The following is a 2,576-nucleotide window of genomic DNA, read 5'->3' on the forward strand; positions in this document are numbered from 1 at the left end:
AGGTTTTGGTTTTATTGGTTAAGTACACTGGGTTTGACCTAGCCCGTTAGAAATCCCCTCATAGCAGGGGATTTCTATTTTATAGAAGATTTGTTTTTATTCAAGAAAATATTAGTATATTGGCTTTAAATTTTATCGTTAAAAAAAAGTTTCTACAATGAATAATCGTATTTTTTATAAGTATTTAATTAGCTTTTTATTATTGTTTATTATTGTTATAAAATCTGCTTTTTCACAGTGGGAACAATTATCTACTCCTAATGGGGAAAGTATTAATAGAATATACTCTGTAAATGATACAAGTCTTTTTGCTATTGGTGGAAATTATAACATTTATCATTTTAATACTAGTTTTGAGAAATGGGAAAATATTACTTTTGATTTAATTGATTTAAAAAATCAAATATTTCCCTCAATAAATTCAATTGATGTTTTTCAGAATAAAATATATTTAACTACAAATAATGGTTTATTTTCAAAAGATTATAATGCTAAAATTTGGACAAAAACAGTATTATCTACAAAACTGGATAAAAATATATCACACATTGAGATAAGTGATAAATATGTAATTGTCATTTCTAATAAAATGTTTTACCTTTCTAAGGATTCAATGAAAAGTTTTAATCAAATATTTCCCGATAAAAATAATGATTGTATTAATTGTCTTTTTGGAGATTTAAAAATAGAGAATGATACTGTTTATTTCTCTACAAATCAAGGAGTTTATTATTCTTCATTAGATACAATAAATTGGGAATTTATTAAAATAAATGATTTGGGTTATGCAATTACTACTTCATTGGAACTTATTTCAAATGATATTTTTGTAGCCTGCCAATTTGGACTTTATAAAGCAAAAAAAACAGATTCTGTTTTTATCAATATTACGGATAGTAATTCCTTTACTAATTTACGATATATAAAAAGAGTGAAATCTACTTTGTTTGTGAGTAATTACTATGGTGTATTTTATTCTAAGGATAAAGGTAGTACTTGGTCTAAATTAAATAAATTGAAATATATAGTTGAATATTATTCTCTTGCAAATTTTAATGATGAACTAATTATAAATTCAATAAAAGGTATTTTTAAATATAATGTTGATAATAAAAGCTTTGGAAAATTTGAAGATGGGTTAAGGAATTATTATATTAGCGATATAACTTGCTATAAAAATAAAATTTTTGCAATAAATTATACTGGAGAAAAATTGTATTGTTCACAAAATAACGGGAGAACATGGATTTCTCTTCAATTTAATGATCGTATTACTTGGGTAAAGACTTTTGACACATTTGTTTATATTGGACTATCAAAAAACAGAATATTAAGAACATCAGTTTCAAATATTGATTTTAAACTGTTTTTAAATAAAACACCTGGAAATGATTTTGCTATTTTGGATTCAAACATATTTATTTTAGCAGGTGAAGATTTTTTATTTTCTAATGATTTTGGAAAAAGTTGGGAGAGAAAAAACAATGGCTTACCAGATACATATTCTAATGACCTTTATTCCTTAACCATCATTGGAAATAAACTTTTTATTGCTATTAAAACAAATGGAGTTTATTTTTCACCTATTGATTCTATTACTTGGCATAAATTTAATAATGGATTACCTTATGACCCAAACCCTCTTCATCATTATCCTACTATGATTAATATGGAAAAAATAGATACATTTTTATATTCTCCTTCAAGTAGTGGTTTATTTCGGACTGCTTTAAATAATCATTATTGGGGATTAATCTCAAATGGTTTACCAAAAAAAAATAATTCATTCAGAGGAGCCCTTGGAGAAATTAAATATTTTGGAAATACAATTTTGATTGTTACATTTTGTGGAGTATATAAATCTGATGATAAAGGTGCAAGTTGGCAAATAATTAATGATGGATTGAATAGTGAAAGACCAATAAACTTTGCATCTAATGATTCATTTGTTTTTATGGGAACGTATGGGAATGGTCTTTGGAGAAGAAATAAATTTGAAATTATTGATACTTCTACAAATTCAATAATTAATAAAAAAGAAGTAAAATCAGTTGTTAAATTATATCCAAATCCTGCAACAGATAAAGTAACAATTAGATTAAATACAAATTCATCAGAGAACTTTTGTTTAAATATTTTTGATATTGCAGGAAAGCAAGTTCTTGCTAAAGAATTTAAAGATGCTAATACTAAAGCTCAGACAATTGATTTAAAAGAATTTAAATCAGGTCTTTATCTCTTTCAAATAGTAGCTGGGAGTAAAGTAATAACAAAGAAACTAATTATTTCTTATTAGTAGTTATTCAGATATGAAAAATATAAATCAAAATTCACGAAAGATTTCATAGGGAAATATTAAAATTGAAGGTTATAACAATGATTTTATAAATGAAATAGTAATATTTCTAATAGAACCTTCCTTAATTCATTCAACATGTTAATACTGAGAAACTAAATTATGGAACTAAAAAACTTGATAAAGAAAAACCGTAGTTACAGAAGATTTAAACAGGAAGTAAGAATGAGTAAAAAACTTCTTTACGAACTAATTGATTTGGCACGATTATCAGCTTCTG

At 24.8% G+C, this 2,576-nt stretch carries 1 protein-coding gene; it reads left to right on the forward strand.

Features of this window, described 5'->3' with window-relative positions; translation table 11 throughout:
* The first annotated feature begins 157 nt into the window (after positions 1 to 157).
* Positions 158 to 2,296: a T9SS type A sorting domain-containing protein gene (locus U9R42_09205; GenBank protein ID MEA3496197.1), complete on the forward strand. Its 2,139-nt coding sequence runs from the start codon at positions 158 to 160 to the stop codon at positions 2,294 to 2,296.
* Positions 2,297 to 2,576 lie beyond the last annotated feature (280 nt).

The organism is Bacteroidota bacterium (assembly GCA_034723125.1).
In the GTDB taxonomy this organism is placed as follows: domain Bacteria; phylum Bacteroidota; class Bacteroidia; order CAILMK01; family JAAYUY01; genus JAYEOP01.

Bases quoted from the DNA above. Each gene is read 5' to 3' on its own strand.
- U9R42_09205 (MEA3496197.1), top strand. From the start codon at position 158: ATGAATAATCGTATTTTTTATAAGTATTTAATTAGCTTTTTATTATTG.